Annotated in this window: 15 protein-coding genes and 1 pseudogene; 8 read left to right on the forward strand and 8 right to left on the reverse strand. The window is 55.3% G+C overall.

What is annotated here, in order from left to right; all coding sequences use genetic code 11:
* Nucleotides 1–50: 50 nt before the first annotated feature.
* The gene (locus TU92_RS03755) at nucleotides 51–2,087 is read right to left on the reverse strand and encodes an NADPH-dependent 2,4-dienoyl-CoA reductase (RefSeq protein WP_112164622.1); all 2,037 of its coding nucleotides are present in this window, start codon (nucleotides 2,085–2,087) and stop codon (nucleotides 51–53) included.
* A gap of 394 nt (nucleotides 2,088–2,481) precedes the next feature.
* Between TU92_RS03755 and TU92_RS03760 the strand changes: the two genes are divergently transcribed.
* Nucleotides 2,482–3,348 carry a crotonase/enoyl-CoA hydratase family protein gene (locus TU92_RS03760; RefSeq protein ID WP_112164623.1) on the forward strand — a complete coding sequence of 289 codons (867 nt, stop codon included), beginning with the start codon at nucleotides 2,482–2,484 and terminating at the stop codon, nucleotides 3,346–3,348.
* A gap of 29 nt (nucleotides 3,349–3,377) precedes the next feature.
* On the opposite strand, the gene pdeR is transcribed toward TU92_RS03760, so the two are convergent.
* The 4 genes from pdeR to malT all read right to left on the reverse strand — a co-directional run bounded on the left by pdeR (nucleotide 3,378) and on the right by malT (nucleotide 11,639).
* Nucleotides 3,378–5,396: a cyclic di-GMP phosphodiesterase gene (gene pdeR / locus TU92_RS03765; protein WP_112164624.1), complete on the reverse strand. Its 2,019-nt coding sequence runs from the start codon at nucleotides 5,394–5,396 to the stop codon at nucleotides 3,378–3,380.
* Between the two features lie 294 nt (nucleotides 5,397–5,690).
* A complete protein-coding gene (gene bglX, locus TU92_RS03770; protein ID WP_112164625.1) occupies nucleotides 5,691–7,988 on the reverse strand; it encodes a beta-glucosidase BglX in 2,298 nt (765 codons plus the stop codon).
* Between the two features lie 388 nt (nucleotides 7,989–8,376).
* The gene (locus TU92_RS03775) at nucleotides 8,377–8,661 is read right to left on the reverse strand and encodes a YjcB family protein (RefSeq protein ID WP_112164626.1); all 285 of its coding nucleotides are present in this window, start codon (nucleotides 8,659–8,661) and stop codon (nucleotides 8,377–8,379) included.
* Nucleotides 8,662–8,912: 251 nt separating this feature from the next.
* Entirely contained in the window at nucleotides 8,913–11,639 is a 2,727-nt protein-coding gene (gene malT / locus TU92_RS03780; RefSeq protein ID WP_112164627.1) for an HTH-type transcriptional regulator MalT, read from the reverse strand.
* A 323-nt stretch (nucleotides 11,640–11,962) separates the two neighbouring features.
* Here malT and malP point away from each other — a divergent pair.
* A pseudogene (malP, locus tag TU92_RS03785) lies at nucleotides 11,963–14,364 on the forward strand (maltodextrin phosphorylase).
* Nucleotides 14,365–14,373: 9 nt separating this feature from the next.
* Nucleotides 14,374–16,461 carry a 4-alpha-glucanotransferase gene (gene malQ / locus TU92_RS03790; protein ID WP_112164628.1) on the forward strand — a complete coding sequence of 696 codons (2,088 nt, stop codon included), beginning with the start codon at nucleotides 14,374–14,376 and terminating at the stop codon, nucleotides 16,459–16,461.
* Between the two features lie 349 nt (nucleotides 16,462–16,810).
* Here the strand turns inward: malQ and malG are convergent, their stop codons facing one another.
* From malG to malE, 3 genes are all read right to left on the reverse strand, one after another.
* Nucleotides 16,811–17,701, reverse strand: coding sequence for a maltose ABC transporter permease MalG (malG, locus tag TU92_RS03795; protein WP_112164629.1), 891 nt, complete (start codon nucleotides 17,699–17,701; stop codon nucleotides 16,811–16,813).
* 13 nt (nucleotides 17,702–17,714) lie between these two features.
* A complete protein-coding gene (gene malF / locus TU92_RS03800; protein WP_112164630.1) occupies nucleotides 17,715–19,259 on the reverse strand; it encodes a maltose ABC transporter permease MalF in 1,545 nt (514 codons plus the stop codon).
* 87 nt (nucleotides 19,260–19,346) lie between these two features.
* Nucleotides 19,347–20,561, reverse strand: coding sequence for a maltose/maltodextrin ABC transporter substrate-binding protein MalE (malE, locus tag TU92_RS03805; protein ID WP_112164631.1), 1,215 nt, complete (start codon nucleotides 20,559–20,561; stop codon nucleotides 19,347–19,349).
* Nucleotides 20,562–20,938: 377 nt separating this feature from the next.
* Between malE and malK the strand changes: the two genes are divergently transcribed.
* The 5 genes from malK (at nucleotide 20,939) to TU92_RS03830 (ending at nucleotide 25,994) form a co-directional block, all read left to right on the forward strand.
* Complete coding sequence (gene malK / locus TU92_RS03810; protein WP_112164632.1) at nucleotides 20,939–22,048, forward strand: maltose/maltodextrin ABC transporter ATP-binding protein MalK; 1,110 nt, start codon at nucleotides 20,939–20,941, stop codon at nucleotides 22,046–22,048.
* A 26-nt stretch (nucleotides 22,049–22,074) separates the two neighbouring features.
* Nucleotides 22,075–23,373 carry a maltoporin gene (locus TU92_RS03815; RefSeq protein WP_167457506.1) on the forward strand — a complete coding sequence of 433 codons (1,299 nt, stop codon included), beginning with the start codon at nucleotides 22,075–22,077 and terminating at the stop codon, nucleotides 23,371–23,373.
* Nucleotides 23,374–23,605: 232 nt separating this feature from the next.
* Nucleotides 23,606–24,508, forward strand: a complete 903-nt coding sequence (gene malM, locus TU92_RS03820) for a maltose operon protein MalM (RefSeq protein WP_112164634.1) — start codon at nucleotides 23,606–23,608, stop codon at nucleotides 24,506–24,508.
* 154 nt (nucleotides 24,509–24,662) lie between these two features.
* Nucleotides 24,663–25,502 carry an AraC family transcriptional regulator gene (locus TU92_RS03825; RefSeq protein WP_112164635.1) on the forward strand — a complete coding sequence of 280 codons (840 nt, stop codon included), beginning with the start codon at nucleotides 24,663–24,665 and terminating at the stop codon, nucleotides 25,500–25,502.
* A 51-nt stretch (nucleotides 25,503–25,553) separates the two neighbouring features.
* Nucleotides 25,554–25,994 (forward strand): DUF2000 domain-containing protein, encoded by a 441-nt coding sequence (locus TU92_RS03830; RefSeq protein WP_112164636.1) that lies wholly within the window; start codon nucleotides 25,554–25,556, stop codon nucleotides 25,992–25,994.
* The last annotated feature ends 64 nt before the right edge of the window (nucleotides 25,995–26,058 follow it).

Here is a 26,058-nt window from a genome sequence, read left to right on the forward strand (position 1 = left end):
ATTCTCAATAAAAAAGCCGCTCACGCGGCTTTTTTTTCGTCTGTACTTTCTCAGATTGCCAGCGCCAGCCGGGTGCCTTGTTCTATGGCCCGGCGGGCATCAAGTTCGAGCGCAACGTCGGCCCCGCCAATCAGGTGCACGGTTTTTCCGGCTTCCTGCAAAGGCTGATACAGCGCGCGCTGCGGTTCCTGTCCGGCACAAATGATGATGTTATCCACCGCCAGACACACCCGTTCGCCATTCATGATCAGATGCAATCCGGCATCGTCAATGCGCTCGTAGCTGACGCCATTTTGCATTTTCACGCCGCGCTGCAACAGGCTGGCGCGGTGGATCCAACCGGTGGTTTTACCGAGTCCTGCGCCGACTTTGGTGGTTTTGCGTTGCAGCAGCACGATATCCCGCGCTGCCGGTTCCGGCTGCGGGCCTTGTGGCGCAAGGCCGCCGCGCTGCGTGAGCGACTGATCGATTCCCCATTCATGACTGAACGCGCGGCTGCTGAGGCTTGATGACGGGCCGTTGTGGATCAGGTATTCGGCGGTATCAAAACCAATCCCGCCTGCACCGATAATCGCCACGCGGCTGCCGACCGGTTTTTTATCGCGCAGCACGTCGAGATAGGTCAGCACGCTCGGGTGATCGATACCAGGAATGTCTGGCAAACGCGGCGAGATCCCGCAGGCGAGGATCACCTCGTCATAGCCGATGAGCTTGTTGCCGCTGACGGTTTCGCCAAGGCGCACCGTCACACCGAGTAACGCCAGCTGGCGTGAGTAATAGCGCAGGGTCTGGTAAAACTCTTCTTTGCCGGGAATTTGTTTAGCAATGTTAAACTGACCGCCAATTTCACGGTGAGCCTCGAACAGCGTGACCTGATGTCCGCGGCTGGCGGCAGTCGTTGCGAAAGCCAGACCGGCAGGGCCGGAGCCGACCACGGCGAGGCGTTTAGGCGCTGCCGCGCGGGTCACCGGCATCTGCGTTTCATGGCAGGCGCGCGGATTAACCAGGCAGGACGTCACTTCGCCGACGAAAATCTGATCCAGACACGCCTGATTGCAGCCTATGCAGGTATTAATTTCATCCGCCCGACCCTGTGCGGCTTTCTCGACAAACGCCGGATCGGCGAGAAACGGGCGCGCCATCGAAACCATATCGGCGCAGCCTTCGGCGAGGATTTTCTCCGCCACATCAGGATCGTTAATGCGGTTGGTGGTGATGAGCGGAATGCCGACTTTGCCCATCAGCTTTTGCGTTACCCAACTGAATGCGGCACGTGGCACCATGGTGGCGATGGTGGGAATACGCGCTTCGTGCCAGCCGATACCGGTATTAATGATGCTCGCACCGGACTGCTCAATGCGTTGCGCCAGCATTTCGACTTCCTGCCAGTCCGACCCTTCCTCCACCAGATCCAGCATCGACAGGCGGTAAATGATGATGAATTCCAGCCCGCACGCTTCGCGCACGCGGCGCACCGCTTCTGTCGCAAAGCGCATGCGATTTTCCGCGCTGCCGCCCCAGCGATCGGTGCGCTGGTTGGTTCTGGCAGCCAGAAACTGATTAATCAGATAGCCTTCCGAGCCCATGATTTCAACACCGTCATAGCCAGACTCTTTAGCCAGCAGAGCGCAGCGGGCGAAATCTTTCAGCGTGGTGTCGATCTCTTCTTCGGTCAGCGCATGAGGCGTAAAGCGGTTAATCGGTGCCTGAAGGGCAGAAGGCGCAACCGGATTGGGCTGATAGCTGTAGCGACCAGCATGCAGAATTTGCAGCGCAATTTTGCCCCCGGCGGCATGCACCGCGCGAGTCACCATGCGGTGATGTGTGATGTGCTCCTGTTCGGCCAGAATCGAACCGCCCTGATAGACAACGCCCTGCGCATTGGGCGAAATGCCGCCAGTGACGATAAGCCCGACCCCCGCCGCCGCGCGCTCGGCATAAAACGCCGCCAGCCGCTCCGGCCCGTCCTCAAGTTCTTCAAGACCGGTGTGCATGGAACCCATCAGCACGCGGTTTTTCAGCTGCGTAAAACCTAAATCCAGCGGCGCCAGCAGGTGCGGATAAAACGGCGAAGCGCGTTCAGTCATGGAATTCTCTTAAGTGGTCGGAGGAGATGAATTCAATTTAGCGGGTGGCGGAAGAATTGGAAAGCGGCTGCGCAATGATTGTGACGCATATCACTCTGGCTAAAATCGGGAAGGTTTATTTACGCTTCCTCATATTATTAATCGGGTTTATTTAATTAAAAAGAATATTACTGAGGAGGCGAATTATTACGTTGTAGCAGAGAAATTGATTCTTTCACTGTTTTTACACAACATTGATTAGATGCAGGTTGTTTATTTTTAACATTTTTTTCCTGACTCATGCTCGTTAGGAATAATCTTATAAAAACAACTGGAATCGATTCAGTTCGGGTTAGAGCTGGACTAGGCTGGAGCTGCTTCACCCTAAATTTCAATTCTAACCTGGATATATACTATGAATCTTATTGACCATACAGCCTGCCGTCCGTTTACCGAAGCCGGGCATTTGTCGCAAATTGCTGCCTATTATGAAGAAGGCCGTAATGTCATGTGGATGATGCTCAGGTCTTATCCACGTCCTTGTTTTAATCAGGAGCTTATCGAAGACATCATGACGCTCACCTACGCCGCGAAAGCGTCCGGGCTGCGTTTCGATTTTTGGGTAACCGGTTCGTTGGTGCCCAACATGTATAACGTGGGAGGTGATCTCAGCTTCTTTGTGGATTCTATCGTCAATAATAAGCGCGAAGCGTTGCGTGCCTACGCCAGAGCCTGTGTGGACTGCGTACACGCCGCTGCGCGCGGATTTGATGTCGGTGCTATCAGTTTATCGATGATCGAGGGAACCGCGCTTGGCGGCGGGTTTGAAGCGGCGCTGGCGCACCATTACGTGCTGGCGCAGAACACGGCCCGCATGGGGTTCCCGGAAATCGCGTTTAACCTGTTCCCCGGCATGGGCGGTTATTCACTGGTGTCACGAAAAGCCGGCATGCGGCTCGCGGAGGAGCTGATTACCACCGGCGAATCGCATACGGCGGAGTGGTTTGAAAGCCGGGGGCTAGTCGATATCTTGTTCCAGCCCGGTGAGGCATTCAACGCCACCCGTACCTTTATGGATACGTTGCGGCCCAAGCTCAACGGGATCAGGGCGATGATCCGGGCGCGTCAGCGTGTGTTGCAGCTATCGCGCTCGGAACTGATGGATATCACGGAGGACTGGGTGGATGCCGCATTTACGCTGGAGGAGAAGGATCTGAGTTACATGGAGCGGCTGGTCATGCTGCAAAACCGGCATACGGCGTCCTTGCGTAAAACCGGCTAGCAGCAGGCAGAAAAAGCCCGTCACTGGCGCTATTTCTGTTTTGCTTTATGTTTAAAAACATTGGGTGAAGCAACGTTTTTATCATCAAGCCAGTGCTCCAGCTCAATCGCGGGCATTGGCTTGGCGTAAAGAAAGCCCTGTTTGCTGTCTACCCCGATTTCATCGATAAGCTTCTCTTCTTCCGCTGTTTCCACGCCTTCTGCCACGACGGTCAGTTGCAATGTTTTTGCCACCGCCACAATCGCCCGAACCAGCGCCTGCGAAACCGGATCGTCATTGATCCCACGAACAAAGCTCTGATCCAGCTTGATGCAGTCCAGCGGAATACGCGCCAGCTGTGACAGTGAAGAGTACCCGGTTCCGAAATCATCCAGATGCACCTGCGCACCCAGCTTGTGCAGCTGATTGATCATCGCCACGGCTGCATTTTCATCTTCTACCAGACAGCTTTCTGTCAGCTCAAAATCCATCAGGCAGCCCTTCATGCCCGAGGCTTTCATCGCTTCGGCGAGCGTGGTGATAAAGGAGCCGTTATTAAGCTGACGGCCTGAAAGATTCACCGCCACCCGCAGATTGAGGCCTTTTTTCTGCCATTCCGTTGCCTGACGTGTTGCGGTTTCGATCACCCATTTGCCGAGCGGTGTGATAAGCCCGGATTCTTCGGCGTAAGGGATAAAGCTTTGCGGCTGAATCAGCCCGCGTTCCGGTGACTGCCAGCGCAGCAGAGCCTCGACACTGTTGACCGCCCCGTACAGCGAGACTTTCGGCTGGTAATAGAGCACCAGCTGATCTTTATCGGCCAGCGCCTTTCGCAAATGTGTGTCAAGCCACATATATTCGGCGGCTTTCTGATTCATTTCCGGCGAGAAAACGCAGTAAGAGTTTTTGCCTTTTTCCTTCGCCACGTACATGGCGGTGTCTGCGTTTTGCAGCAGAGTATCGCCGTCGATGCCGTGTTCCGGGCAGAGGGCGATCCCGCCGGAACAGCCGGTATACACTTCGATAAGTCCGATGCGAAACGGCATACTCAGACGATGTAAAACCCGCTGGCTCAGCGATTCCAGCGTTTTGATTTCAGCGTGGGTACTGAGAATAATAAATTCATCGCCCCCGAGCCGGGCAAGCTTATCGTTGGTTGAGAGGCAATCCTGTATGGCATCGGATACCGCGCGCAGCAGGTGGTCACCAAACATGTGCCCGTAAGCATCGTTCACTTTTTTGAAGTTATCGAGATCAAGATAAATCAGCCCGACTTTATTCTCCCCCCGGTCTTTCAGCGCGGTGGCCAGAGATTCCTGCAACGCGTTGCGGTTGGCGAAGCCGGTGACAAGATCGGTATTGGCGAGAACGCGTAACCGTTCCTGCGCTTTACGTTCGTCGGTAATGTCAGACCCCGAGCAGATCAGATATTTTTGCTGCTTGCCGCTGCCACTGTGGACGAATTTATTGCGGAACAGAAACAGACGCTGGCCCTTAACGGTGTTGATCCAGCGTTCTACTTCATAGGATTGCTGATGCTGAAAGAAGCTGGTGATGTTCTGGCGTGAGGCCAGACCTTCTTCCATCGACATGAATAAATCGTATGCGCTGCGCCCGATGACATCGACTTCGCGCAGGCCGGTGTACTCTTCGCTCAGCCGGTTAAAACGGTGGATTTTGCCTTCCTGATCGATAATCACGATTACGGAATTCGCCTCAGAAACCACCTGTTCGGCAAACGTCAGCCCGACTTCTAAATCATGTGCGACGGATTCGGTGTCCTGATATGCCGATGCGGTGCCCGCCCAGACCTGACTGTCAATTTTGCGGCCCACCAGATACAGGCGAACGGAGGATCCGAACAGCGTAATGTCCAGCGTGAAACTTGAGGTGATCCCGGTCAGTTGTCGGATCTTTCCTGCCTGCCATTGCGTCAGGGAGATGGCGACGTTGACGATGCCTTTCTCAGCAGATAACTCCAGTGCATTGCTGTCTGAACCCAGTCGCCAGTATGGGCGGGGCGTACCGAAATGCAGGTACAGGATGGAGGCATCTTGTGAGTCGACCATGAATGTTTCTCCGCAAAGAACGCAAAACGCCGGCTTTGTGCGAACCTGGCGACAGTCAGCACAGACGGAGCTTACTCTGTTGAGCCCACTCGCAACGCTCCGCATCCGGCGGATAAAGGCAAAAGGGCATAACACATTGAAATTAAGGTTAGCAACTGTCCGTTATATATCCAGTCTGCGGACAGAAATTGCCATTGAGCACAGGGGCGCGAATTACCGTACGCCGTCAGTGCTCAACGGGCTTTTGACCGATTTCCGGGCCTGGGTTCCGACCCGGAAATCACTTTCGATAAATTACTTCAGCAGGAAACTGGTTTGCTTAACGTTCTGTGAATCCAGACCAATGAACACGTTGAATTTGCCGGGATCAGATGCCCATTTCAGCTGTTCGTTGTAGTAACGCAAATCCGGTTCATTGATAGTAAACGTCACGACTTTTTCCTCACCCGGTTGCAGTTCAACCTTTTCGAAGTTCTTCAGCTGTTTCACCGGACGGCTGATAGACGCGGTGACATCCTGCAAATACAGCTGCACGATGGTCGCTCCGCTGCGTTTACCGGTGTTTTTCACCGTCACGCTGGCGGTCAGCGGATGTTTGGCATCCATGGTGGTGGTCGACAGACTTACGTCAGAGACGCTGAAGTCGGTATAGCTCAGACCATAACCAAACGGGAACAGCGGGCCATTGGTGATATCGAAATAGCGGGTGGTGTATTTATCCGGGTGCTGCGGATTAAACGGACGGCCGGTATTAAGGAAGCTGTAATACAACGGGATCTGGCCGACTTCGCGCGGGAAGGTCATTGGCAGTTTGCCTGACGGGTTGTAATCGCCAAACAACACATCGGCAATTGCATGGCCGCCTTCGGTGCCGCTGAACCAGGTTTCGAGCATCGCGTCAGAAATTTCGTTTTCCCACGTCAGGGTCAGCGGACGGCCATTCATCAGAACGATGACCAGCGGTTTGCCGGTCGCTTTCAGCGCTTTCAGCAGGTCACGCTGACTTTGCGGAATGTTCAGTTCAGAACGGCTGGACGCTTCGTGCGCCATACCTTGCGCTTCACCCACGACGGCGACGACAACGTCTGATTTCTCAGCCGTTTTCACCGCTTCGTCAATCATGTCCTGCGGCTTACGCGTGTCGTTGATGACCTGTTTGTCGTAAGAGTTGAGGAAATCCACCATGGCCTGATCGTCGGTGACGTTAGCGCCGCGTGCGTACAGCACGTTGCCTTTATCGCCGAGGACGTCTTTCATGCCCTGCAGGACGGTCACGGCCTGCGCGGCTTTACCCGCCGCCGACCAGCTGCCCATTACGTCACGTTTGCTGTCAGCCAGCGGGCCAATCACCGCGATGGTGCCTGATTTGTGCAACGGCAAGGTTTGGTTGTTGTTTTTCAGCAGCACCAGCGAGGTACGCGCCACTTCACGCGCTTCGGTGCGATGCAGACGACTTTCGGCATTGGTATCCGCCGGGTCGCTGGAGGCCGGGCCTAAATGACGGTACTCATCCACAAACAGGCCCATGTCCCATTTGGCCGCGAGTACATCACGCACGGCACGGTCGATGTCATTCTGGCTGACCAGCCCGTCGGCGAGTAATCCTTTCAGATACTTACCGTACATGTTGTCGGCCATGTCCATATCGACACCGGCTTTCAGCGCCATGGCCGCTGCCTGACGATCGTCTTCTGCCACGCCGTGTTTGACCAGGCCGCCGATCGCGCCGTGATCGCTGACGGTCAGACCTTTGAATTGCCAGTCGTCACGCAGAATATCTTTCAGCAGCCAGGTATTGGAGGTCGCCGGTACGCCGTTAACGCTGTTGAGCGCAATCATCACGCCGCCCGCGCCCGCATCCACTGCGGCTTTGTACGGTGGCATATAGTCGTTGAACATGCGGGTCAGGCTCATGTCCACGGTGTTGTATTCGCGGCCGCCTTCAACAGCGCCATACAGCGCGTAGTGTTTGACGTTGGCCATCACGGCGTCTGGCCCTGACGGGTCTTTGCCCTGATAACCGGTGACCATCTCATGTGCAAGGCGCGACGTCAGATAGGTGTCTTCACCGAAACCTTCAGAAACGCGCCCCCAGCGTGGATCACGGGTGACATCCACCATCGGTGAGAAGGTCATGTTCAGGCCATCGGCGGCGGTCTCTTTGGCAGAAATCCTGGCGCTGGTGGCGACGGCGCTCATATCCCAACTGGCGGCGAGGCCGAGGCTAATCGGGAAAATCGTGCGCTGACCGTGAACGACGTCATAGGCATAAAAAGGTGGGATCTTCAGACGGCTGTTTTTCACTTCATCCTGAAGCCGACGGATATCGGGTTTGGTGACGGTGTTAAACACGCCCCCGACTTTGCCCGCGCGGATATCTGCCATGATGGCTTCTTTCGGATAATCCGTCCCGACGGTCACCAGATTCAACTGCCCGATTTTTTCATCGAGGGTCATTTTTTTCATCAGATCGGCAATGAACGCATTGCGCTCTTTGACCTGATTTTGGGGGATACCTGCCGTTTCAACCGCCAGTGCAGAAGCAGAGCTTACCAGTAATACAAACGCGCCAAGCATGTGATGCGTATTCATCGGAATTCCTTCAGCCATAAGCAGGGATGCCAAAACATTGAAAATTCAGCAGCCTGAAGCAAACAAATCAATGATCATTCTAAGAAAAGTATAGTGTGAGAATCTAATACGACCGTTCAACTATTAGCAATCAATAGTTTTGACCGGCCACACATTATCTTTTACTCGTGGAGACAGATCGCAATTTACAGGTAATCGGGCAGATGGCTACAAAAAGACGCTCGATATACCGCGCAATTTCAAACAATTAGGATTTGATGAAGATGCGGTGCTGGAATGAGCGATTAAATCGCGCAGGTGATAGGCTTTTTTGCACAGTGAACCGGGCAGAACACGGGGTTCTGCCCGAAAATAAGACGGGCGAAAGCGGGATTAATACAAAACGGAATTAATAGTAGAAAGGCATATCCGTCGGGGTTTTACTCATCACGTCAAAAAATACGTCCTTGGTCATTGACCAGAATTGCGCGATGGCGGCGGCGTTGTAGGTCATGCCCATCAGGCTCATGACAAAGAAACAGGTCACGGTCAGGCCGAGACCACTACAAACGAAAGCCATCGTATTGCGGCTCGACTGGCGGCAAACGATATTGAGCTGGCTGGTGCAGAACATCAGAAAAGCGCTCAGTAATTCCCAGCGCATCATGACGATGCCGGCGGTTAATGTACCCATAGATAAAATCCTTACTCACTACAGCCGGTTGCGCGACGCCAACATCAGCCGAAACGGCTGCAAAAACAGGAGGGCAATGGGCTTATCGAGGTATTAATTAAGTTGAATAGTGTGACTTGGGTCACATTATATCATTGGATTTTATTTATGAGCAGAGGGAATGAGCAGAAATTGTTCGCTAATACGTTTTATGTATAACGCACCGCCAAATCATGGCCGTGCGTTATCAAAGAACTGCATTTAAGAAAGTATTACGCGCCGTAGCCCATGACCTGCAGCAGATGCTGGGCCTGCTGGACCGCTTCCTGCCGGTGCGCGACGCCAAGTTTTTGATACAAATTTCGGATATGCGTTTTGATGGTGGTAGAGGCGACGTCCAGCTCACCGGCTATCTGATCGTTGCTGTAGCCGGAATAAATCAGGCCGAGCACCTGCCACTCGCGCTGGGTCAGCGGGCTGGTGCGGATAAGCTCTGGCACCTGCGGATGAGTCAGCAGTTTATTCACAAAACCTTCGTCGAAATGCGCAAACTTGTGGCGGTGATGCTGATTAATTTCGCGCAAAATCTGCTGCGCCCGGCGCTGTTCCAGCTCGGGCAACAAGTTGAGTTGAATCAGCTGACGCAGCTGTTGCGCCATCATTTCCCCTTCGATAACGAAATGGCTGACAAAGCCGGTGCGGTTCGCCAGCCCCAGCGCTTCAATCAGCACACGTTGTGCGTCGTTCTTACGGCCGGTGTGCCAGTAAAGCAGATTGCTCAGCAGCAGATTGCGGTTCAGATCGCTGGTCAGGCGCAGCTGGCGTGCGTTCTGATTGAGCTCGTCGAGCACCACTTCCGCTTCGTCAAATTTCTCCAACAGAATCTGCATCCGGGCAATATTACGCCACTGTCCCTGTTGGAAATGGTTATCCGCCATGTCCGGTTTTCGCGCCTGTTGCAGCCACTGGCGGGCTGCGGCTTTATCACCAATCATCTGCCAGTAAATCACGCGAGGTTTGTCGGTATTGGTCAGCCAGTCGATATGATACTGGCCAGTTTTGAGCAGGGTTTCACAGCGCTGTAAATGGTGATGGGCGTTGTCGAGCTGACCGCGCGCCAGCGAGCATTTCGCCAGCATCGCCAGACACTGTAATTGCTGCTGCGGCTGGAAATTGGTCAGCACGTCGAGGCCTTTTCGCGCGGCGTCTTCGGCATCATCAAGGCGCGACCATGACCACAACAGCTGTGAACGCAGGCGCAGCAGGAATTCATGCATTGGCAACTGTTCGAGATGCTGCTCGCGCACCAGTTCGAACGCGCGATCCTGCATCTCGTAGGCTGCCTGTAAAAAGCCCTGCGCAATCAGGATTTCGCTCTGTTGCAGCAGCGCCCATAAGGCATAGTGATAGGCTTCGTAGCGCCGTGCGATTTGTTCGGTTTGCTGCATCAGCGGCAGCGCGCGGGTTAAATCGCCTTTGCAGTGCTGAATTTCGCCGGTCACTGAGGTGGCGACGATGCGGCTGTAATAGCTTTCATAGGGCAGGAAACGCAGGGCGTCGGCGGCCAGTTTTTCCGCTTCATCCTGACGCCCATCGTTGATCGCCACCTGCGCGCGCAGGGCATCAAATTCGGCGGTCATATCCTGTTCCATTACGATATTGCGCTGCTGCATCTCGCTTTCGGCGCGCACCAGCAGGGCTTCGACTTCGGCATAGCGATGCTGACTCTGCGCCAGCCACGCCTGCAACAGTACCAGTTTAGGATTCTGTATCAGGCGTTCGTACGGCAGCGCGTTCAGGCACTCTTCAAGCAGCGCCAGTTCGCTTTGATTAAACAGCGCCCAGGCGTGCTGCAACAGAATATCGCGCAATAAATCAATGTCTTCCGCGCCCAGCGCGTGATGAATCGCTTCCGCCGGGAACCCCTGTGCCAGCCAGCCTTCAGCGGCGGCACGGTGAATTTCCGGCAGTTGTGCGGCCAGTTCCCACTGGCAACGCTGGCGCAGGAAAGTCGCGAATAACGGGTGGAAATTAAACCATTCGCCGGTGTCATCCATTCTGTGGATGAATAACCCCTGACGCTCTAATTCTTCAAGACGTTGCTGACCGTTTTCGCCGCCGGTCAGGCGCACGATCAGCGCATCATTCATCGAACGCAGTAATGAACAGCGCAGCAGAAAATCACGGGTCGGGGCATCCACACGATCCAATACTTCATCCACCAGATATTCCGACAGATGGCTGGCATTGAGCCCGGCGAGTTTACGCGCCGACTGCTGGGTGGATTGCTGTGTCGAGGTGGTGGACTGGCGTGCTGAGAGCGCGATCAGTTGCAGCGCGGTGGCCCATCCGGCGACGTCGTCACACAAACGGCTGCTGTCGGCATGATCGATCGGGTCTTTCAGACGGTTGTCGAAAAACTGCTGCGTTTCAGGGTGGGTAAATGCCAGATGCGAGGCATTGAGCTCGAGTAACTGGTCGCGCACGCGTAGATTGGCGATGCCCAGCGGCGGCAGAGTGCGTGAGAGCACCACCAGCGAAATATTTTCCGGCTGATGGCGCAGGAAAAAGCGCATGCCTTCATGGATGGCGTCGTTAGAAATCAAATGGTAATCGTCAATCACCAGCAGCAGCGGCCGGTGCCAGTCGGAAAGCTCCACGAACAGTTGCCCGAACAGCGCGGACAAACTGGCGTACTGATGCTTCTGGCTCAGCCCCTCACTTTTCACGCAGTGGCCGCCGCAGGCCTGCTGTACGGCAGCAATCAGATAGCTGGCAAAACGCTCCGGCTGGTTGTCGCTTTCATCAAGAGAATACCAGCCCAGATCGCTTTTCCCCGCCGCCCAGTGCGCCACCAGCGTCGTCTTGCCGTAGCCTGCCGGACTGGCGACCAGCGTAAGACGGTAATTAGGCGCAGTCGTGAGCTTCGTCAGCAAACGATCGCGAACCACTGTGTTTTGCTGCCGCACCGGGCGGCTGAGTTTTGACGGGATCAGCATTTTTTTCGATTCTTTTGACGGTAAGCAGAGGGGCGGTTTAATTATTTCACAGCGCGTAATTAATCACTTTTTCTAAAGTCCTCCTTTGAAACATTGATTGCAAGAATGTTACGTTTTTACATGCCGTTAAGTTGCTCTGTATCACAAATTTCAATCAGACTTTTCGTACGGCTACCCTGAGAGCCCGTCTCCTCCGACTACGCCCCGTTTCTCCTCCCTGTCTAATCTTTGGCGGGATGATGCTGCTCACAGACACAAGCGTCAGCATAGTGATTATCAATATTGTACTTCCCTACAAATTCCCGAATATAAAGAGGCATGTGATGCAGGTGACTTTGGATAAGACACAATTTTTGGCCGCACTAAAACGCCAGTGGCAGGGATTCGGTTTGCAGCAGGCACAGGACATGACGCCACATCAGTGGTGGCAGGCGACCAGTGGCGCGCTCTCCGAGCAGCTGAGCGCGCAGCCTGCGCCGGTGGCCGGGAAAACGCCACAGCGCCACGTTAACTATATTTCGATGGAGTTTCTGATTGGCCGGCTTACCGCCAATAACCTGATCAATCTCGGCTGGTACGACACCGTGCAGCAGGCGCTTAAGGAGCAGGGCGTAGAGCTTGCGGATGTGCTGGAGCAGGAAACCGACCCGGCGCTGGGCAACGGCGGTTTGGGGCGTCTGGCAGCCTGTTTCCTTGATTCAATGGCGACCGTCGGACAACCGGCGACCGGTTATGGTCTGAATTATCAGTACGGTCTGTTCCGCCAGTCGTTTAGCGAAGGCAAGCAACAGGAAGCGCCGGACAACTGGCATCGCGAAAGCTATCCGTGGTTCAGCCACAACAGTTCGCTGTCAGTGGACGTGGCGTTTGGCGGCAAGCTGACGAAGAACGATGCGGGCGCGGAACAGTGGCATCCGGCGTTCACCCTGCGTGGCGAAGCCTGGGATCTGCCGGTGGTGGGTTATAAAAATGGCGTCACTCAGCCGCTGCGTTTATGGCAGGCGACCGACGTGCATCCGTTTGATTTGACGTTGTTCAATGACGGTGAATTCCTCAAGGCCGAGCAGAAAGGGATTGATGCTGCGAAGCTCACCAAAGTGCTCTATCCGAACGACAATCATGAGGCCGGAAAACGCCTGCGCCTGATGCAGCAGTATTTCCAGTGCGCCTGTTCGGTTGCCGATATTCTGCGCCGCCACCATTCCTTGGCCGCAAAATTCAGGATCTGCCGAAGTTCGAAGTGATCCAGCTTAATGATACCCATCCGACCATCGCCATCCCGGAGCTGCTGCGTATTTTGATCGACGAGCATCAGCTGGACTGGGACGCCGCATGGGCGATCACCAGCCAGACGTTCGCCTACACCAACCACACGCTGATGCCGGAAGCGCTGGAGTGCTGGGATGAAAAACTGGTTCGCAGCCTGTTGCCGCGCCACTTCTCATTGATTAAAGCGATTAACGCCCGCTTTAAAAAAGTGGTCGAAAAACAGTGGCCGGGCGACAAAGCGGTGTGGGAAAAACTTTCCGTCCATCAGAACAAACAGGTGCGTATGGCGAACCTGTGCGTGGTCAGCGGCTTTGCGGTGAACGGCGTCGCGGCGCTGCACTCCGAGCTGGTGGTCAAAGATCTGTTCCCGGAATATCACCTGCTGTGGCCAAACAAATTCCATAACGTCACCAACGGCATCACGCCGCGTCGCTGGCTGAAACAGTGCAATCCGGCGCTGTCATCGCTTATCGACGAGACGCTGAAAACCGAGTGGGTGAACGATCTTGATGCGCTGAAAGGGCTGGAAAGCTACGCCGACGATAAGAAATTCTGTCAGCGTTATCAGGCGATTAAGCGCGAGAACAAAATCAAACTGGCGGACTATGTTCAGCACACAATGGGTCTGACGCTGAACCCGGACGCGATTTTCGATGTGCAGATCAAACGCCTGCACGAATACAAACGTCAGCATCTGAATCTGCTGCATATTCTGTCGCTGTACCGTCAGCTGCGTGATAACCCGGAAATGGACATGGTGCCGCGCGTGTTCCTGTTCGGCGCGAAAGCGGCCCCTGGCTATTACCTGGCGAAAAATATTATCTACGCCATCAACCAGGTCGCTGAAAAAGTGAATAACGATCCGCTGGTGCGCGATCGCCTGAAGGTGGTGTTTATTCCGGATTACCGCGTGTCAGTGGCGGAACTGATGATTCCGGCGGCGGATGTTTCCGAGCAGATTTCCACCGCCGGTAAAGAGGCGTCAGGCACCGGCAACATGAAGCTGGCGCTTAACGGCGCGCTGACCGTCGGCACGCTCGACGGGGCGAATGTCGAAATCGCCGAACAGGTCGGCGAGGACAATATCTTTATCTTTGGCAATACCGTCGATCAGGTCAAAGCATTGCTGGCTAAAGGCTACGATCCGCTCAAACTGCGTAAGAAAGACAAGCATCTGGATAAGATCCTCAAAGAACTGGAAAGCGGCTTCTTTAGCAACGGTGACAAACAGGCGTTCAGCCTGATGTTGGACAGTTTGCTGGACGGCGGCGATCCTTATCTGGTACTGGCTGACTTCGCGGATTACTGCGCAGCACAACAGAAAATCGATGTTCTGTATCGCGATCAGCAGGAGTGGACGCGTAAAACCATTCTCAACACTGCCCGCGTCGGGATGTTCAGTTCCGACCGTTCGATCCGTGATTATCAGCAGCGGATCTGGCAGGCGAAACGTTAAGGAGCCCCCATGGAAAATAAAGCACTGGAGCAGGCCGCCAGGGAGGCGGGGATTTCCTCTGGTTTTATTAATGCGCACGGCAAACAGCAGGCCATCGCGCCGGAAACCAAACGTGAGCTGTTGTCGGCGATGGGCTGGGTGGCACAATCCCGCCCGGCCATCACGCCGGTGCCAGCGGTTAAAGTGTTCGTCACCGGCAGCCGGCTGGCGCTGCCGGTCGGCGGTGACGGCGAATATGGCTGGACGCTGCGTCTGGAAAATGGCGGTACCACACAGGGTCGCGTCAGCGGCAAAATGACACTGGCGTTGCCGGGGAAAATTCCCACCGGTTATCACCAGCTGACGCTGACGCAGGACGCGCAGGAGTGGGCGTGCCGGATCATTGTCGCGCCGAAACGCTGCTATGAACCTGACGCGTTGCTGGCCGGAAAAAAACTCTGGGGCGCGTGCGTGCAACTGTATACGCTGCGCTCGGAGAACAACTGGGGCATCGGTGATTTCGGTGATCTCAACGTTTTGCTGAAAAACGTGGCTGAACGCGGCGGGGCGTTTGTCGGCCTCAATCCAATCCACGCGCTCTATCCGGCCAATCCGGTGGCCGCCAGCCCTTACAGCCCGTCTTCGCGACGCTGGCTGAACGTCATTTATATCGACGTAGCGGCAGTGGACGATTTTAAGCGAAGTGAAGAAGCGCAGATCTGGTGGCACAGGCCGTTGACGCAGCAGCGTTTGCAGGCGGCACGCGCCAGCGAGTGGGTGGATTACGCCGAAGTGATGCCGCTCAAACTGGAAGGTTTACGTCTCGCTTATGCCCATTTCCTGGGCCGTAAGGCGCAGGATGCGCAGGTGAAATCGCTGGCGAATTTTGTGAAGCAGGGCGGCGAAAGCCTGTATTTACAGGCGGCGTTCGACGCGCTTTACGAGCATCTGGCGAAAGAAACTGACGTGGCACTCGGCTGGAACCGCTGGCCGGAAAAATATCACGATGCACGCGGCAGGGCGGTTCGGGCATTCTGCGAGCAACATGCGCAAGACGTGGAATTTTATCTGTGGCTGCAATGGCTGGCGGAAACGCAGTTTGCCAGTTGTTATCACACCAGCCAGCAGCAAGATATGCCGATGGGCCTGTACCGCGATCTGGCGGTCGGCGTGGTTGAAGGCGGTTCTGAAACCTGGGGAGACGGTGAACTGTATTGCCTGAAAGCCTCGGTCGGTGCGCCGCCGGATATCCTCGGCCCGCTCGGCCAGAACTGGGATCTGCGCCCGATGGATCCGCATGTCATGGTCCGGCGTGGTTATCAGCCATTTATCGATCTTCTGCGTTCTAACATGACCAGCTGCGGCGCGTTGCGTATCGATCACGTCATGACGCTGCTGCGCCTGTGGTGGATCCCTGCCGGAGAAACGGCGGATAAAGGCGCTTACGTGCAATATCCTGTGGACGACCTGCTGGCGATTTTAGCGCTGGAAAGCCAGCGTCACCGCTGCATGGTGATCGGCGAAGATCTGGGCACCGTACCGGTGGAGATCGTCAGCAAGCTGCGCGAGAGCGGCGTTTATTCCTATAAAGTGCTGTACTTCGAGCGCGACGAAGAAAATAACTTCCGTGCGCCGCAGTCGTATCCGGTTCAGGCGATGGCGACCATCACCACGCACGATCTGCCCACGCTGCGCGGATACTGGCAAAGCGACGATCTGGCGCTCGGAAAAACCCTTGGTCTGTACCGTGACGAAGAGGTTTTACAGGCGCTGTACGCCGACCGCGCGCGTGCGCGACAAGGTCTGCTCGACGGTTTGCATCACTACGACTGCATTCCGAAGAAAACCGGACGCAAAGCGGCGCTGATGGAAATGACGCCGGTTCTAAATCGTGGGCTTCAACGCTACGTCGCCGACAGCGCCTGTGCGTTGCTTGGCCTGCAGCCGGAAGACTGGCTCGACATGGACGCGCCGGTAAACGTCCCCGGTACCAGTGACGAATACCCAAACTGGCGACGTAAGCTTTCTCATACGCTGGAAGAAATGTTCGGCGATGAGCAGGTGAATAAGCTGATTAAAGACCTCGATAAACGCCGCAGGAAAGTGTCAGTGAGCTGAAGTTGATGAAGGAAGTGAGAGAAGGGGCTCTGTCTGAAGGCAGAGCCCCTTTTTTATGCGTGAAGGGTGTGAACAGGCTGCTGCGTAAAGGGCGCATAAGACGATGATGTAAAGCTCATACCGCCGTTATGGGGTCGGGATAAAGCGATAATCCACCCGGTGTACGCCGTGCTGTTGCAAGACCTCGGTGCTCTGTGATGCGAGTTGCCGAAGCCGTCTTCATTGAATCTTTCAGAATGCAGGGCTCAGCGGATAAAAAAAAGGCGGCTTATTAAGCCGCCCAAGACACAGGGAATCAAACAAGTAGAACACCCATTGCTGGGATTAAGCGCATTAGCTTTTACATCAGTTACCCTTTCACTCCCCCCGCCGTCAGGCCACCGACCAGCCAGCGTTGAGCAATCAGGAAGACCGCCGTAATCGGTATGGCGGACAGAATCGCTGCCGCCGCGAAATCGCCCCACAGGTAGTTTTGCGGGTTGAGATATTGCTGCATGCCGACCGCCAGGGTGTAGCTGTTGACATCACGCAGCAGCAGGGAGGCGACCGGGACTTCAGTGATTGCAGCAATAAACGAAAGAATGAAGACGACGGCCAGAATCGGTACCGACAGCGGCAGGAGCACCAGCCGGAAAGCCTGCCACGGGCTGGCGCCGTCCAGCGCAGCCGCTTCTTCCAGCGAGCTGTCGATGGTTTCGAAGTAGCCTTTGATCGTCCAGACGTGCAGCGCGATGCCGCCCATGTATGCAAAAATCACACCACCGTGGGTGTTCAGTCCGAGGAACGGCACGTACATGCCGAGGCGGTCGAAGAGGGCGTATAACGCCACCAGTGACAGTACCGCCGGGAACATCTGGAAGATCAGCATCCCTTTAAGCAGCGAGCTTTTTCCGCGGAACTTCATGCGGGCAAAGGCGTAAGCGCAGGTGGTGGACAGGGCGACGATCCCGACGGCGGTGATCGCGGCGATTTTGATTGAGTTCCACAACCACAGCATCACCGGGAATGGCGGCGGCGTGATGCTGCCGTCACTGTTGGTGACGGCGATCCCCAGCGCCAGTTTCCAGTGATCCCATGAGACCTGATCCGGGATCAGGCTGCCGGTGGCGAAGTTACCGGGGCGCAGCGAAATGGCGAACACCATCAGCAGCGGGAACAGGATCAGTGCCAGAAAGCACAGCAGCAACAGGTGCGTCACCAGTAATCTGACTTTTTGCGACTTAGGTTTAACCATTGGCATTGTTTGTTTCTCCTCAGTCGAATTTCATGCGTGAAGCTTTCAGATTCACGATAGCCAGCGCGCCCACCAACAGGAAGATGAGCGTGGCAATCGCTGCCGCCAGCCCGAAGTCCTGCCCGCCGCCGCCTTCAAAGGCGATGCGATAGGTGTAACTGACCAGCAAATCGGTATGTCCGGCCGGTGTGGTGGTGCCGAGCATGTCCGGCCCGCCGTTGGTCAGCAGCTGGATGAGCACAAAGTTATTAAAGTTGAATGCGAAGCTGGCGATCATCAGCGGCGTCAGAGGTTTGATGAGCAAAGGCAGCGTGATACGAAAGAAGTTCTGCATCGGCGTGGCGCCGTCCATTGCTGACGCTTCGTAGAGATCGTCCGGGATTGCCTTCAGCAGACCCATACACAGGATCATCATGTACGGGTAACCCAGCCAGGTATTGACGATAATGATCATACTTTTGGCGGTCCACGGATCGCTGAACCACGCCGGTTTTATGCCAAACAGCGCGCTGAGCATCAGGTTAATTTCACCGAAGCTCTGGTTGAATAAGCCTTTGAAGATCAGAATCGAAATAAAGGCCGGTACCGCATAAGGCAGGATCAGCAGGATGCGGTATGCCGCTTTGCCTTTCAGCTCCTCCCACTGCACCACGCAAGCCAGCACCATGCCGACGGCGACGGTCAGCACCACGGTCAGTAGCGCGAAAACAATTGTCCAGACGAAGATCGACAGGAACGGTTTCTGAATGCCTTCATCGTGGAAGACGCGCAGGAAATTCTGCCAGCCAATGCCAACGGTAAATCCGGGGCTGAGTTTTTCAGCCTGCCATTCGCCCTGGGCGTTCACTGCCTGATAAAAACCGGTGTCCATGTTCGGGCGGTAGATTGTGCCGGTTTGCGCGTTGGTCAGCTGTTTGCCGTCGTCAGCCCGTTTGTACAGCGGCTGGGTGCCGGAGAACTGGCGCAGGGAACTCATGCGCAGGGTTTCGCCGTCGGGCAGTCTGGCAGCCAGTTGGCCGAGCGCCAGACGGTTTTGCGTCACCACGCGTAATCCGGCTTTGTCACCGGCGGGAACGGCCTGCGGCGTCATTTCCAGCGTTTGTGGCGCGGAGGCGTCGAAGGCAAACGGCGGGGATACCAGTGATTCGCTGCTGTCTGCGGATGTCAGCGCCAGCTGCCATTTCTCACCCGCAGGGAAGAGTGCAAAATTCAGTGCTTTTCCACCCTGAAATTCGCGGCCCATTAACACCGACTGCGCACGTTCAAAAGTCAGCTGGTTGGTGCTGCTGTAGTTAGTAAAGGCAATCGCGATGGTACACACCAGCGGGAACAGCACAAATAACGACATCCCGGCCAGACCGGGATAGACGTAGCGCCACGAATAGGCACGGCGGTTGCCATAAATATAGAGGCCGAGGCTGGAGAGGATCAGCGCCAGAACGGCAAAGAGGTATTCACCCTGCGCATACATCAGCACGATCAGGTAACCGGATAAGCAGGCGAGCAGGCCGATGGCCAGCCATTTTAACGCGTTGCCGAGCGGTCGTTTTTTGGCTACTGGCATAGGGAAATCCTTTTAGTAACGGTGCGGACTTCATCAGGCCGCACCGTTTATTTCATTACCTTAACTTCATTAACGACATCACAATCATTACTTGGTAATGCGTGTTTCTACGTCTTTCAGTGCCTGCGGAACGGTCTGACGGCCATTCACTGCGTTGATGATTGCGCTGCGTTCTGCGTACCAGAAGGCGCTCATCTGCGGAATGTTAGGCATGATTTCGCCGTTCTTGGAGTTCTCCATGGTGGCGGCGATACGCGGGTCTTTTTCCAGCTGTTCCTGATAAGACTTCAGCGCCACTGCACCCAGTGGTTTGTCTTTATTCACTACCGCCAGACCGTCGTCGGTGATCAGGTAGTTTTCGAGGAACTCTTTCGCCAGTTCTTTGTTCGGGCTGGCGGCGTTAATCCCGGCAGTCAGCACGCCGACGAACGGTTTAGACGGTTTGCCATGGAAGGTCGGCAGCAGCGTCACGCCGTAGTTGATTTTGCTCTTGTCGAGGTTTGACCATGCCCACGGGCCGTCGATGGTCATCGCGGTCTGGCCTTTGTTGAAGGCGGCTTCGGCGATGGAGTAATCGGTGTCGGCGTTGATGTGCTTGTTCTTCACCAGATCGATGATGAATTGCAGGCCTGCCTGAGAACCCGCGTTGTTCACGCCGGTGTCTTTAATGTTGTATTTGCCGTTTTCAAACTTGAAGGCATAACCGCCATCCGCGGCAATGATTGGCCAGGTGAAATACGGTTCTTGCAGGTTCCACATGATGGCGCTTTTGCCTTTAGCACGCAGCTCCTTGTCCAGCGCCGGGATTTCTTCCCAGGTTTTTGGCGCTTCTTTGATAATGTCTTTGTTGTAAATCAGCGACAGCGCTTCGACCGCGACCGGGTAGCCGATAAGCTTGCCGTTAAAGGTCACGGCGTCCCAGGTGAACGGGAACAGTTTGTCTTTGAAGGTTTGATCCGGGCTGATTTCAGCCAGCAAACCAGACTGTGCGTAGCCGCCAAAACGATCGTGCGCCCAGAAGATGATGTCAGGGCCGCCGCCGGTGGCTGCAACCTGCGGGTATTTTTCTTCCAGCTTGTCCGGATGTTCTACCGTGACTTTAATGCCTGTGTCTTTCTCAAATTTCTTGCCGACTTCCGCCAGGCCGTTATAGCCCTTGTCACCGTTGATCCAGATGACCAGCTTTCCTTCTTCTATTTTGGCAAAAGCGGAAGATGACAACACCAGCGTCGCCAGCGCTGAGAGTGCCAGTGTGTGTTTCACGACTTTCTTAATGAAAGGAACCTTAATGCTGAGGGTCATAATCCAATCCTTTTTATTCCTGTAGGGAGTCGGTTTTTCTAACGTCATAGACGGAAAAGACAGGGTACGACGCCAGTGTGGATTCAACCCGCCGGGGGTTCATCATCCCCCCCTCTACGCCCCCGCCTCTCAGAATGTGATCCCGCCGACACTCTCAGGCGTTATGTGGTTCATCACTCAAAAATATGGTTCGATTTTTGCCATTCAGATCACGAATTTGATTTTTGATGTGAACTTTCATCCGGTTGCGCGAACTCGTCATCCTCCCTGCTCCTCCCCCATGAAAAACTTTGTTACGGATGATTACGCTTTACGCCTAATCCTTCACTCTTCGTTGCATTGAGTTTCATCGCTGGCAGCAAGTACAGGAGTTCAGGATGGCGAGCGTTTCCCTTAACAGCGTGTACAAAGCCTTTGGCGACACCGTGATTTCCAGTGACATCAACCTGGACATCGACGAAGGCGAATTCGTGGTGTTTGTCGGCCCGTCGGGCTGTGGTAAATCGACGCTGCTGCGCATGATTGCCGGCCTGGAAGACATTACTTCCGGCGAGCTGAAGATTGGCGATAAACGTATGAATGAAGTGCCGCCCGCTGAACGTGGCATCGGCATGGTGTTCCAGTCTTATGCGTTGTACCCGCACCTTTCCGTGGCAGAGAACATGTCCTTTGGCCTGAAGCTCGCCGGTGCGAAGAAAGCCGAAATCAATCAGCGCGTGAATCAGGTTTCTGAAGTATTGCAGCTGGCGCATCTGCTGGACCGACGTCCAAAAGCGCTTTCTGGCGGACAGCGTCAGCGCGTGGCGATTGGCCGTACGCTGGTTGCCGAGCCGACGGTGTTCCTGCTCGATGAACCGCTGTCCAACTTAGATGCCGCGCTGCGTGTACAGATGCGTATCGAGATTTCACGTCTGCATAAGCGCCTGAAACGCACCATGATTTACGTGACCCACGATCAGGTCGAAGCGATGACGCTGGCCGACAAAATCGTGGTGCTCGACGCCGGACATATCGCGCAGGTCGGTAAGCCGCTCGAGTTGTATCACTATCCTGCCAACCGCTTTGTCGCCGGTTTTATCGGCTCACCCAAAATGAATTTCCTGCCGGTGAAAGTCACCGGTGCCGAAGCTTCACGCGTGCAGGTCGAATTGCCGAACCGCCAGCAGGTCTGGCTGCCGGTGGAAGGCGGCAACGTGAAAGTCGGCAGCAATCTGTCGCTGGGGATCCGCCCGGAACACCTTCTGCCAAGTGACGTCGCCGAAGTGACGCTCTCCGGCGAGGTACAGGTTGTCGAGCAGTTGGGCAACGAAACACAGATTCACATCCAAATTCCGGCAATTCGTCAAAACCTGGTGTACCGCCAGAACGACGTGGTGCTGGTAGAAGAAGGTGCAACATTCGCCATCGGTTTGCCGCCACACCGCTGCCACCTGTTCCACGAGGATGGAACAGCCTGTCGCCGGTTACACCCCGAACCTGGTGTTTGAAAGCACGCGATCCCCTACAGGAGAAAATGATGATCACAATGCGTAGTTCTTCCCTGGCGCTGGCAGTGGCTGCTGGCATCCTTTCTACACAAGCAATGGCAGTGGATTTCACCGGTTATGCCCGTTCGGGCATTGGCTGGACTGGCAGCGGCGGCGAGCAGCAATGTTTTAAAGCCACCGGTGCTGACAGCAAATATCGTCTGGGTAACGAGTGCGAAACTTATGCCGAGTTAAAACTGGGCCAGGAAGTGTGGAAAGAAGGGGATAAGAGCTTCTACTTCGATACCAACGTCGCGTATTCCGTTTCACAGCAGAACGACTGGGAGTCAACCGATCCGGCTTTCCGCGAAGCAAACGTGAAGGGTAAGAACCTGATCGAATGGCTGCCGGGCTCTACCATCTGGGCTGGTAAGCGTTTCTACCAACGTCATGACGTTCACATGATCGACTTCTACTACTGGGATATTTCAGGTCCGGGTGCCGGTCTGGAAGATGTGGATCTGGGCTTCGGCAAGCTGTCTCTGGCTGCGACCCGTAACACTGAAAGCGGCGGTTCCTACGGGTATATCGCCGATCAGCGTAACGAAGTACCGACCTCCAACGACGTGTTCGACGTCCGTCTGGCCGGTCTGAACCTGAACCCAGGCGGCGTGCTGGAACTGGGTGTGGATTACGGTCGTGCCAATGCGCGTGACGGTTACTCACTGGATAAAAACTCTGCCAAAGACGGCGTGTTGCTGACTGCAGAACATACGCAAAGTATTTACAACGGCTACAACAAGTTCGTCCTGCAATACGCGACGGATTCCATGACGGATCCAAATACCGGCGCAGCGACGGGGCACTCTAACGGCGGCAACATAAACAGCAACGGCCACATGGTTCGCGTTCTGGATCACGGTGCGATTGACTTCAACGACACCTGGAGCCTGATGTACGTGGCGATGTATCAGGACGTTGACCGCGACAACAACAACGGTGCGACCTGGTACACCGTGGGTGTGCGCCCGATGTACAAATGGACGCCAATCATGAGTACCCTGCTGGAAGTCGGTTACGACAACGTGAAATCTCAGCGTACCAGCGACACCAACGGTCAGTACAAAGTCACTCTGGCACAACAGTGGCAGGCAGGCGACAGCATCTGGTCACGTCCGGCCATCCGTGTGTTCGCCACCTATGCGAACTGGGATGAGAAATGGGGTTACGACACCGACAGCGGCGCAAACAATGGCTTAGCGATGAATGACACCAGCACCCGTACGTTCAGCCGTGGTAACGACGATGAAGTGACATTCGGTGCCCAGATGGAAATCTGGTGGTAAATTTTTCCTTCCTCCTTCGCGCTGCCGATGCGTTGGCTGCGCGTCCTCGCCCCGGTCACGTAGTTGTCTGCGCATCCGGGGACCAGGACGCTTGCTGCCTTCCGGCAACCCGAAAGAGTGTGGAAAAATGGCAATGTAAGCTTTAAAAAAAATCGCAGTAAAGAAGATGTGCTGGCTGGCGGAATGCCAACGGTAGCCGCCAGCCTTCATGGTGATTCAAAAGGAAATAACAATGAGAAAAAATCTGCTGTCACTGTGTCTGTCTCTGAGCCTGATGGGTGCTGTTCCTGCGGTGGCCTATGCCGCGCAAAATGATGCGAATACGGCACCGGCGATTTCCAGCCAGACCTTACGCAACCTTTCATGGACGCCGCTGGTTCCGCCAGTGACGCAGGATGTGACGCTCGGAACCTCCAGCGTACAGATTAATCAGGGTGATATTCAGGGTGCCGTCGGGGCGTATTCTTTGCCTGCCGATCGCGGATCCCTTGAGATCACGCTGACCAGTATTGCCACCGGCAAAACCCTTTATGCGCCGAACGTGTTAGTGCTCGATGAGCAAATGCGCCCGGCAGCGTTTTACCCTTCCAGCTATTTCCCGTACCAGAAGCCGGGGATCGTCTCCAGCGATCGTCTGGAAGGCACTCTGAAACTGACGCCAGCGCTGGGTCAAAAACAAATTTATCTGCTGGTGTACACCACGCGTCAGGATCTGGCGGGCACCACCCAGATGACTAACCCGGCCAAAGCCTTTGCGGCTGGCGTGGGTAACGCCGTGCCGGATATCCCGGATCCGATCGCCCGTCATACCCCAACGGGTACCCTGAGCCTGAAAGTCAGCGCCGAACAGAGAACGGGCAACGTGATGATCGGCCAGATCTTCCCGTCTTCCACAGCGCCTGCGGCCACGCCAGTGGTCGTCGGTAATACCCAGCCTGCCGCCGCTGCACCTGCTGCTGCACCGGCGAAGCCGAGCGAACCAATGCTCAGCGATTCAGAAAGCTATTTCAATGATGCTATCAAGAAAGCCGTGAAAGCGGGCGACGTGGATAAAGCGCTGAAATTGCTGGATGAAGCCGAACGTCTGGGCTCAAAAACAGCCCGTAAAACCTTTATCGAAAGCGTTAAGCGGTAACTCCTTCTCTTGCGAACGGGAGGGGTGGGGTATTCATAGCATCTCAGTCACCCGTTAAACGCCTCCCCTTCGCGGGGGAGGCGTTTAATCACGCCCTGTTTTATTCATCTCTCCCGTTTGTTACCCTGTTGTTAATTCATTCAGCGGGGAATGTATGGCATCTGCAAACTGGGTCAATTTCTCGAAAGATACAGACAGCGGGATCGAGACGATCCATGCCCATTTCGAAGGTCACGCTTACGATCCGCACTGGCACGACAGTTATCTGGTCGGCGTTACCCAGCAGGGATTGCAGCAGTTCAGCTGTCGCCGCCAGAAACATCAGAGCCTGCCGGGCAAAGTCTTTATGCTCGAACCGGGGGAAATCCACGACGGTGACGCCATCCAACCCGGCGGTTTTACTTATCACATGTTGTATCTCGATCCGCAGTGGCTCAGCCGCGAGCTGGCCGCGCGGCGCGACACTCTTTCTTGCGCGGGTGACCCGAGTTTTGAAAATACCTTAGCGCAGGATCCGCAGCTGGCGCTGGCCACCTCGCGGGCGTTTCAGGCGCTGCACGGCAAAGAGTTACGCATAGTGCGCCAGACCGCGCTCGACGGATTACTCGGCGCACTGGGCGGACACCTGACGTGGCAGCCGTCGCCGTCACAGCCTTCTGTCCCCTGGTCGCGGGTGGCGCATCAGGCGCGGGAATATCTGCACGCGCATCAGCATGAAGACATCGGCCTCGACCAGCTGGCCGCCGCCACCGGTGAAAGTCGTTTTGTGGTCAGCCGCGCTTTTAAAGCTGAGTTCGGTCTGCCGCCGCACGCCTATCTCATCCAGCTAAAACTGACCCGTGCCCGCGACGGGCTGGCCGCAGGAGGCACGCCTGCCACAGTGGCGGCTGATTTAGGTTTCGCCGATCAAAGCCATCTCGGGCGCTGGTTCCGCCGCGCTTATCAGCTCACCCCGGCACATTACCGACGTCTGTGCACAAATCTTCCAGATTGAGAAAACGCGACAGGCTAAGCTCGGGTTTCAACTCAACCGGAGCCCATAACAATGACTACCCCTGCAACCCTGCTTTTATCGCCCCCTGAACGCTGCGTGATTGTCATCAATCAGCAACTCTCCACCGGACATGCCGCCAATGCCGCTGCCGTACTGGCGCTGACGCTCGGGCAACGCCATCCGGTGCTGGTCGGCGCACCGCTCATTGACGCCGATAAACGCCAGCATCCGGGGCTTATTCCGATTGGTATCAGTGTGCTGGTCGCGAACAGCGAACAACTGACGCATCTTCATCAGCATTTATTGAACGACGACGAGATGGACGGCATCATTTTTCCGGTCGAAGGGCAACAGACCACCGATTACGCCGCGTTTCGCGAGGCGGTTTCTGGGGTGCCGACGGCAGATTTGCAACTGCTGGGGATCGCGCTGGCGGGCAATAAAAAAGTCGTCAGAAAGCTCACCGGTAAACTCGGTCTGCTCGGCGCATAGCTGTCATTGAACCGTCACATTTTCTGACTATTCTCCTGATATTCAAACTCATATTAGGAATTTC

The organism is Rahnella inusitata (genome assembly GCF_003263515.1).
Lineage (GTDB): Bacteria > Pseudomonadota > Gammaproteobacteria > Enterobacterales > Enterobacteriaceae > Rahnella > Rahnella inusitata.

Bases quoted from the DNA above. Each gene is read 5' to 3' on its own strand.
- malG (WP_112164629.1), bottom strand. From the start codon at position 17,701: ATGCCAATGGTTAAACCTAAGTCGCAAAAAGTCAGATTACTGGTGACG.
- TU92_RS03815 (WP_167457506.1), top strand. From the start codon at position 22,075: ATGATGATCACAATGCGTAGTTCTTCCCTGGCGCTGGCAGTGGCTGCT.
- TU92_RS03755 (WP_112164622.1), bottom strand. From the start codon at position 2,087: ATGACTGAACGCGCTTCGCCGTTTTATCCGCACCTGCTGGCGCCGCTG.
- malM (WP_112164634.1), top strand. From the start codon at position 23,606: ATGAGAAAAAATCTGCTGTCACTGTGTCTGTCTCTGAGCCTGATGGGT.
- malT (WP_112164627.1), bottom strand. From the start codon at position 11,639: ATGCTGATCCCGTCAAAACTCAGCCGCCCGGTGCGGCAGCAAAACACA.
- TU92_RS03825 (WP_112164635.1), top strand. From the start codon at position 24,663: ATGGCATCTGCAAACTGGGTCAATTTCTCGAAAGATACAGACAGCGGG.
- bglX (WP_112164625.1), bottom strand. From the start codon at position 7,988: ATGAATACGCATCACATGCTTGGCGCGTTTGTATTACTGGTAAGCTCT.
- malQ (WP_112164628.1), top strand. From the start codon at position 14,374: ATGGAAAATAAAGCACTGGAGCAGGCCGCCAGGGAGGCGGGGATTTCC.
- TU92_RS03760 (WP_112164623.1), top strand. From the start codon at position 2,482: ATGAATCTTATTGACCATACAGCCTGCCGTCCGTTTACCGAAGCCGGG.
- malF (WP_112164630.1), bottom strand. From the start codon at position 19,259: ATGCCAGTAGCCAAAAAACGACCGCTCGGCAACGCGTTAAAATGGCTG.
- pdeR (WP_112164624.1), bottom strand. From the start codon at position 5,396: ATGGTCGACTCACAAGATGCCTCCATCCTGTACCTGCATTTCGGTACG.
- TU92_RS03775 (WP_112164626.1), bottom strand. From the start codon at position 8,661: ATGGGTACATTAACCGCCGGCATCGTCATGATGCGCTGGGAATTACTG.
- malE (WP_112164631.1), bottom strand. From the start codon at position 20,561: ATGACCCTCAGCATTAAGGTTCCTTTCATTAAGAAAGTCGTGAAACAC.
- malK (WP_112164632.1), top strand. From the start codon at position 20,939: ATGGCGAGCGTTTCCCTTAACAGCGTGTACAAAGCCTTTGGCGACACC.
- TU92_RS03830 (WP_112164636.1), top strand. From the start codon at position 25,554: ATGACTACCCCTGCAACCCTGCTTTTATCGCCCCCTGAACGCTGCGTG.